Source organism: Streptomyces sp. NPDC008317 (assembly GCF_042955955.1).
Lineage (GTDB): Bacteria > Actinomycetota > Actinomycetes > Streptomycetales > Streptomycetaceae > Actinacidiphila.
In genome coordinates this window covers 351,100-359,752 of the sequence record NZ_JBIBFQ010000003.1, presented here as the reverse complement: position 1 = coordinate 359,752, position 8,653 = coordinate 351,100, and the positions used below count along the sequence as shown (strand labels likewise).

General features: G+C 72.4%; 2 protein-coding genes. Both read left to right on the top strand.

Features of this window, described 5'->3' with window-relative positions; genetic code table 11:
* The first annotated feature begins 56 nt into the window (after positions 1–56).
* Positions 57–3,509 carry an acyltransferase domain-containing protein gene (locus ACFY9V_RS11415; RefSeq protein WP_391160916.1) on the top strand — a complete coding sequence of 1,151 codons (3,453 nt, stop codon included), beginning with the start codon at positions 57–59 and terminating at the stop codon, positions 3,507–3,509.
* A gap of 105 nt (positions 3,510–3,614) precedes the next feature.
* A complete protein-coding gene (locus ACFY9V_RS11410; protein ID WP_391161377.1) occupies positions 3,615–8,633 on the top strand; it encodes a type I polyketide synthase in 5,019 nt (1,672 codons plus the stop codon).
* Positions 8,634–8,653 lie beyond the last annotated feature (20 nt).

The following is an 8,653-nucleotide window of genomic DNA, read 5'->3' as shown; positions in this document are numbered from 1 at the left end:
CCGCACGCGGACGGGACATTCCTGAACCGGAGAGCCTGGAGTCGAAAAGGATGGCAATGGCGGAGAACGAGGCGAAACTGCTCGCGTACCTGAAGCGGGTGACCGGCGACCTGCGCGAGTCCCAGCAGCGGCTCCGCGACGCCACCGCCGCCAGGAACGAGCCGATCGCGGTCGTCGGCATGGCCTGCCGCTACCCGGGCGGCGTCGAAACCCCCGACGACCTCTGGCAGTTGGTCGCCGAGGGCGGCGACGCCATCACCCCGTTCCCCAAGGACCGGGGCTGGGACATCGACGACCGCTACGACGAGGACGCCGCGCGGCCCGGCAGCAACTACGTGCGGGGCGGCGGATTCCTCACCGGAGCAACCGAATTCGACGCGTCGTTCTTCGGCATCTCCCCCCGCGAAGCCCTCGGCATGGACCCGCAGCAACGGCTCCTCCTGCCCTGCACATGGGAACTCTTCGAACGGGCAGGCATCGACCCGCTGTCCGTCAAGGGCAGCCCCACCGGCACGTTCATCGGCTTCAGCTCCGCCGACTACGGCTGGGAACTCCCCGCCATCCCGGAGGAGGTCGAGGGCTACTACGCGACGGGCAACTTCGCCAGCGTGATGTCCGGCCGCGTCGCCTACACCTTCGGGCTCGAAGGCCCGGCGATCAGCGTCGACACGGCCTGCTCGTCGTCGCTGGTCGCCATGCACCTGGCCGCCGGGGCACTGCGCAGCCGCGAATGCTCCCTGGCCGTCGCCGGCGGAGTGACCGTCATGTCCACCGCCATCGGCTACCCCGAGTTCAGCCGCCAGCGCGCCCTGTCCCCTGACGGCCGCTGCCGCGCCTTCGCGGCCTCCGCCGACGGCTTCGGCCCCGCCGAGGGCCTGGGCCTGCTCCTGCTGGAACGGCTGTCGGACGCCCGGCGCAACGGCCACCGCGTCCTGGCCCTGATACGCGGCTCCGCGGTCAACCAGGACGGTGCGAGCAACGGCCTCACCGCCCCCAACGGCCCCTCCCAGGAACGCGTCATCCGCGCCGCGCTGCGCAGCGCCAGGATCGCCGCCACCGACGTGGACGTGGTCGAGGCGCACGGCACCGGCACCTCCCTGGGCGACCCGATCGAGGCGACCGCCCTGCTCAACACCTACGGCGCGGGACGCGACGGCCAACGGCCGCTGTGGCTCGGCTCGGTGAAGTCCAACATCGGCCACACCTCGGCCGCGGCGGGCGTGGCGGGCGTGATCAAGATGGTGCAGGCCATGCGGCACGGAGTCCTGCCGAGGACCCTGCATGTCGACGAGCCGACACCGCATGTGGACTGGTCCGGCGGCGGGGTGCAACTGCTGACCGAGGAGCGGGAGTGGGTCAGGAGTGACGGACGTGCGCGGCGGGCGGGCGTGTCGGCCTTCGGCATCAGCGGGACGAACGCGCACCTGATCCTGGAGGAGGCCGGTGAGCCTACGGACGACGAGGGCGGCGTCGGCGGTGCGGCCGGCTCGGCGGACGCGCGCGATCCGCGAGACTCGGGCGACCGGGCCGGTACGCCGGAAGCCCGGTCAGAGCCCGCGAACGGGCCGCTCGGGCCGCTGGGCCCCGTCGTCCCGTGGCCGGTGTCCGCGCGGTCCGCCGCCGCACTGCGCGACCAGGCCGAGCGGCTGCTGGAGTACACGTTGGCCGGCCACGGCCCGGCCGCGCCGGAGATCGGCCTCGCCTTGGCGACGACCCGCGCCGCGTGGGAGCACCGCGCGGTCGTGCTGGACCCGGACCACCCCTCGGCCCTCGGCGCCCTCGCCTCAGGCACCCCCACGGGTGCCACCGTCACGGGCCTGGCCACGGTGGACGACACCGACGGCCGACCGGCCGACCACGTCGTCTTCGTCTTTCCGGGTCAGGGGTCGCAGTGGGCGGGGATGGCGTTGGGGTTGTTGGACTCCTCGCCGGTGTTCGGGGCGCGGTTGGCGGAGTGTGACGCGGCGCTGCGTCCTTATGTGGGGTCGTCGGTGGTGGAGGCGATTCGCGAGGGCGCTCTGGATGACGTGGTGGTGGTTCAGGGGGCGTTGTGGGCGGTGATGGTGTCGCTGGCGGAGGTGTGGCGTGCCGCGGGTGTCGAGCCGGGTGCGGTGATCGGTCACAGCCAGGGTGAGATCGCGGCGGCGTGCGTGGCGGGTGCTCTCTCCGTGGAGGATGCGGCGCGGGTCGTGGCGCTGCGGGCGAAGGCCATTCGCGGGACCTTGTCCGGCAACGGTGGGATGGTCTCGGTCGCCCTCGCGGCGGATGCGGTACGGGAGCGGATCGCGCGGTGGGACGGCCGTGTCTCCGTCGCGTCCGTGAACGGGCCTTCCTCCACGGTCGTTTCGGGCGAACCTCAAGCGCTCGCTGAGCTGCTGACGGCGTGTGAGGCCGAGGGCGTACGGGCGCGCCGTATCGATGTGGACTACGCCTCGCACTCGGCACAGGTGGACGCCATACGTGATGAGGTCGTCCAGGCCCTGTCCGGCATCGAACCGGCAACCTCCGATGTCCCGTTCTACTCGACGGTGACCGGCGGCCGTATCGACACAAGCACGCTGGACGCCGACTACTGGGTGACCAACCTCCGCCAGGAAGTCCGCTTCGACGAGACCGTCCGGGCCCTCCTCGCCGACGACTTCACGTACTTCGTGGAGTCCAGCCCGCACCCCGTTCTCGCAGTCGGGCTCGCCGAGACGTTCGAGGACGCGGGCTCGGACGCCGTCGCCCTGGGCACCCTCCGCCGTGACGAGGGCGGCCAGGAACGCTTCCTGACTTCCCTCGCCGAGGGCTGGGTACGCGGCCTCCCCGTCGAATGGCGGTCCGTCTTCGCCGGAACCCCCGCCCACCACGTCGACCTGCCCACGTACGCCTTCCAACCGCGCCGCTACTGGCTGGACATCGACCGCTCCGGCCCCGCCGTCCGCACGACGGCGCGGACCGAGGTGCTGGACGACGGTCCCGACGTCGACCCGGACGCGCTGACCGTGCGGCTGGCGGGACTCGACCGCGAGGAGCGGGAGCGCGTACTGCTCGACCTGCTGCGCGTGGAGGTGGCGACGGTGCTGCGGCACGCCACTCCGGACGACGTCGCGGCCGAACGGGCCTTCAAGGAACTGGGCTTCGACTCGCTGACCGCCGTCGAACTGCGCAAGCGGCTGAGCGCGGCCACCGGATTGAAGCTCCCGGCGACTGTCGTCTTCTCCTACCCGACGCCGATCAGCCTGGTCCGCTTCTTGCTGGACGAGATGGAAAGTGCGCCGGTCGACGGTGAACACGCCGAGGTCTTGAACGAGTTGGACGGGATCGCCACGCGGCTCGGCGGAATCTCGCCGGACGGCGAGACGCGTGAGCGGATCACCCGGCGTCTGGAGTCGCTGCTCTGGGCGTGGCGCGGAGACGCGGCGACCGGTGCGGAGGCGGGCGCCGACACCGGCGCAATCGCGCTGGACACCGCGTCGGACGACGAGATGTTCGCGCTGATCGACAAACAGTTGGGCACAGGTTGAGCCGCTCCGGTCACCGCTGTCGGACAAACGTCGCAGATCGTCGAAGGAGCGAGGGGAATGGCCACCGGTAACACGGAGGAGAGGCTTCGGGAGTACCTGAAGCGGGTGATGGCCGACTTGGGCGTCACGAAGCAGCGGCTGCGGGAGGCCGAGGCCGCCGCCCAGGAGCCGATCGCGATCGTCGGCATGGCCTGCCGCTACCCGGGCGGTGTGCGATCGCCCGAGGATCTGTGGCGGTTGGTGGACGGCGAGCGTGACGCCATCGGCCCGTTCCCCGACGACCGCGGCTGGGACCTGGCCGGACTCTTCGACCCCGACCCGGAGAGCCGTGGCACCAGTTACGTCACCGAGGGCGGATTCCTCGACGGAGCGGCCGACTTCGACCCCGCGTTCTTCGGCATCACCCCGCGCGAGGCGCTCGGCATGGACCCGCAGCAGCGGCTCATGCTGGAGATCTCCTGGGAGGCGTTCGAGCGTGCGGGCATCGACCCGCGCGCCGTGCGCGAGGAACGGGTCGGCGTCTACACCGGAATCGTCGCCAACGGATACGTCTCGCGGCTGCGGCGCACGCCCGAGCCGGTCGAGGGCTACGTCATCACCGGCACCATGTCGAGCGTCGCCGCCGGGCGGATCGCGTACACGTTCGGTCTCCAAGGGCCCGCGCTCAGCGTCGAGACGGCGTGCTCGTCGTCGCTGGTGGCCCTGCACCTGGCCGTGCAGGCGCTGCGTTCCGGCGACTGCACGATGGCGCTCGCGGGCGGCATCGCGGTCATGCCGACTCCGGACGCCTTCGTGGAGTTCAGCCGCCAGCGCGGCCTGGCGCCCGACGGCCGGATCAAGGCGTTCGCCGCCGCCGCTGACGGCACCAACTGGGCCGAAGGCGCGGGCGCGTTGCTCGTCGAGCGGCTGTCGGACGCGCGCCGCAAAGGCCACCGTGTACTGGCCGTCGTCCGTGGCACCGCGCTCAACCAGGACGGCGCCAGCAACGGACTGTCCGCCCCCAACAACCTCGCTCAGGAACGGGTGATACGCGACGCGCTCGCCGATGCCCGCCTCAGCGCCGCGGACGTGGACGTGGTCGAGGCGCACGGCACCGGCACGACGCTCGGCGACCCCATCGAGGCGCAAGCGCTGCTCGCGACGTACGGGCGGGAGCGGACCGGCGAACGGCCTTTGTGGCTGGGCTCGGTGAAGTCCAACATCGGGCACTCAGGACCCGCGGCGGGCGTGGCGGGTGTGATCAAGATGGTGCAGGCCATGCGGCACGGAGTCCTGCCGAGGACCCTGCATGTCGATGAGCCGACGCCGCACGTGGAGTGGTCCGGCGGCGGGGTGGAGCTGCTGGCGGAGGCGCGCGAGTGGGTCCGGGGCGAGGGGCGTACGCGGCGGGCGGGCGTGTCGGCCTTCGGGATCAGCGGGACGAACGCGCACGTGATCCTGGAGGAGCCGCAGGCCGCAAGCGAGGACATCGCCGAACCCGGCCCCGCCGAGGGCCCGTTGGGATCGCTCAACGTCGTTCCGTGGCCGGTGTCCGCACGGTCGGCCGCAGGGCTGCGCGGGCAGGCGGACCGGTTGGCCGCCGACCTGGCCGCTACCGCCGGACCCGCGGACATCGGCCTCTCGCTGGCCACCACCCGCTCCGCGATGGAGCACCGCGCGGTGGTCCTGGCCGCGAACAGCACACAGGCCCTGGACGTACTCGGCGCGCTCGCGGCGGACACGCCCGCCCCCGGCCTGGTGAGCGGAGCGGTTCGCTCCGACGCGGGTCGGGTGGTGTTCGTTTTCCCTGGTCAGGGGTCGCAGTGGGCGGGGATGGCTACGGAGCTGCTGGGGTCGTCTCCGGTGTTCGGGGAGCGGCTGGCGGAGTGTGATGCGGCGCTGCGTCCTTATGTGGGGTCGTCGGTGGTGGAGGCGATTCGTAGCGGGGCTCTGGATGACGTGGTGGTTGTTCAGGGTGCGTTGTGGGCGGTGATGGTGTCGCTGGCGGCGGTGTGGCGGTCGGTGGGCGTTGAGCCGGGTGCGGTGATCGGTCACAGTCAGGGTGAGATTGCCGCCGCGTGCGTGGCGGGCGCGCTTTCCGTGGAGGACGCGGCGAAGGTCGTGGCGTTGCGGGCGAAGGCCATTCGGGGGACCTTGTCGGGCCGAGGCGGGATGGTGTCGGTCGCGCTGCCCGCGCAGGACGTACGTGAGCTGATCGCGCGCTGGGACGGTCGTATTTCCGTCGCGTCGGTGAACGGGCCTTCCTCCACGGTCGTTTCGGGTGAACCGCAGGCGTTGGACGACCTTCTCGCCGCATGCGAGGCCGGGGGCGTACGGGCGCGTCGTATCGATGTGGACTACGCCTCGCATTCGGCACAGGTCGATGCCATACGTGACGAGGTCGTTGAGGCACTGGACGGCATCGAGCCCCAGGCGTCGCAGGTGCCGTTCTACTCCACGGTCACCGGCGGCAAGCTCGACACCACCGCGCTGGATGCTGCGTACTGGGTGACCAACCTCCGCCAGGAAGTCCGTTTCGACGAGACCGTCCGGGCTCTGCTCTCCGACGGCTTCGGCTATTTCATTGAGTCCAGCCCGCACCCGGTCCTGGCTGTCGGTCTGGCCGAGACGTTCGAGGACGCGGGATCGGACGCCGTAGCCCTGGGCACCCTCCGCCGTGACGAAGGCGGCCAGGAACGCTTCCTGACCTCCCTCGCGGAAGGCTGGGTACGCGGCCTCCCTGTCGACTGGCGGACCGTCTTCGCCGCAACCCCCGCCCACCGCGTGGACCTGCCCACCTACGCCTTCCAGCGGCAGCGCTACTGGCTGGAGGACGACGATCCTGAGCGGGCAGCGGCGGGCGGCGCGGCGAACGCCGGGGTGCCCGATGCCGTGGAAGAGGCGTTCTGGGCGGCCGTGGACGGCGGAGACGCCGACACGGTGGCCGGTGAGCTGGGCGTCGTCACCGATCTGCCGCTGCGCGAGGCGCTGCCCGCGCTGTCCACGTGGCGCAGGCGCCGTCGTGAGGCGTCGGCGGTCGACGGCTGGCGGTACCGGATCGGCTGGCGGCCGGTCGTGTCCCCGGCGCAGGTACGGCTCACCGGCCGCTGGCTGCTGGTGCTGCCCCCGGCCGACCGGTGTCCCGCCGAATGGGCCGACCTCGCGGACGCGGCCCTGACCGGCCACGGCGCCCAGGTCGAACGGCTGCACCTCGATACGACCACCACAGCGGGAAGCGCCGACGCCCTCGCCGCAGAGCTGCGGTCCCGCACCGACGGCGACACGACCGAGCGGACCACCCCCCTCACCGGCGTCCTGTCCCTGCTCGCGCTGGACGAGACGCCCGATCCCGAGCGGCCGGCGGTCACGGAGGGCCTGGCCGCCACCGTTTCCCTGGTCCAGGCCCTGGTGGCGGTGGCCGAGGAGTCCGGGACGCAGCCGACGCTGTGGTGCGCCACCCGTGGCGCGGTGTCGGTGGCGGCGGGGGACAGGACGGTCTCGGCGGCCCAGGCGCAGATCTGGGGCCTCGGCCGGGTGGTGGCGCTGGAGCACCCACTGTTGTGGGGCGGGCTGCTGGATCTTCCGGCCACGCCGCTCGCGGAGCTGTCCGATGAGGCGACGGTCCGGGCCGGCCGTACCCTCGCCGCCGCCCTCGCCGGGATCGCCGACGAGGACCATGTGGCGCTGCGCCCGGACCTCGGCGGGCTGCTGGGCCGTCGCCTGCTGCGGGCCCCGGCCGCCGACTCGGCCGCCGTCCGCACATGGCTGCCCGAGGGCACCGTGCTGGTCACGGGCGGTACCGGCGGGATCGGCGCGCACATCGCCCGCTGGCTGGCCGCCGGGGGAGCGCCGCATCTGGTGCTGGTCAGCCGTCGCGGGGCGGACGCGCCGGGCGCCGCCGCTCTGGAGAAGGAGCTGGTGCAGGCCGGCGCACGGGTCACCTTCGCCGCCTGCGATGTCGCGGACCGCGACGCGCTCGCCGCCGTACTCGCCGCAATCCCGGCGGAGGAACCGCTGTCGGCCGTGTTCCACGCCGCGGCCGTTCTGGACGACAGCGTGGTGGCACATCTGACCCGTGATCAGATGGAACGGGTGCTGCGCGTCAAGGCCGGTGCGGCGGTGCATCTGCACGAGCTGACGCGGGACATGAACGTGTCGGCGTTCGTGCTCTGTTCGTCGTTCGGAGCGACCTTCGGCATGCCGGGACTCGGCAACTACGCGCCAGGCAACGCGTTCCTGGACGCGCTGGCCGAGCGCCGCCGCGCCGAGGGACTTCCCGCCACCTCCGTGGCATGGGGTACGTGGGCCGGTACCGGTATGGCCGCGGGGGACGTCGGTGCCCGGGGCCGCCTGGAGGGCATCCACGAGATGGCGCCCGCGCTGGCCGTGACCGCCCTCCAACAGGCGCTCGACCGCGACGAGACCGCCCCGGTGGTCATCGACCTGCGCTGGGAGCGGTTCGCGCCCGTCTTCCACGCCAAGCGCCCGACCGCGCTGTTCACGGAGATCCCCGAGGCGGTCGCCGCACTGCGGTCCGGTGCGGCGGGCGACACGGAAGCCGCGGGGACCGGTGCGGCCAGGGCGGGGGAACTGCGGTCCCGGCTGGCGGGCCGCCCGGCGGCGGAACAGGAGCGCGAGCTGGTCGAGTTGGTGCGCGGGCACGCCGCCGCGGTCACCAGCCACGTGACCCTCGACGGCGCCACGGGGGAATCCGTCGACCAGGACCGGCCGTTCCGCGAGCTGGGCTTCGACTCCCTCATGGCGGTCGAACTGCGCAACCGGATCGGTACGGCGACCGGCCTGGCCCTGCCGTCGACGCTCGTCTTCGACTATCCGACGGTCGCGGTCCTCGCCCGCCACCTGCGCGAGGAACTGGGCCTCGGCGGCGAGGACACCGCCGGGACTCCGGGCCTGGCCGAACTCGACCGACTGGAAAGCGCGTTGGCGGCCGGACTGCCCGAGGGACCGGCCCGCGCGAAATTCGTCAAGCGCCTTGAGCGCCTGCTGTGGAAGGTCGGCGACGACGAGGCCGCGGACGACGAGGCACCCGAAGGCCCCGGCGGGAGCGCGACGGACGAGGACGCGCTGGGCGCCGCGAGCAACGAGGAGATCTTCGCCCTGATCGACCGTGAGCTGGGCACGTGATGACCCGCTCGTTCTCTGGA

Coding starts and splice junctions, on each gene's coding strand:
- ACFY9V_RS11415 (WP_391160916.1), top strand. CDS start 57: ATGGCGGAGAACGAGGCGAAACTGCTCGCGTACCTGAAGCGGGTGACC.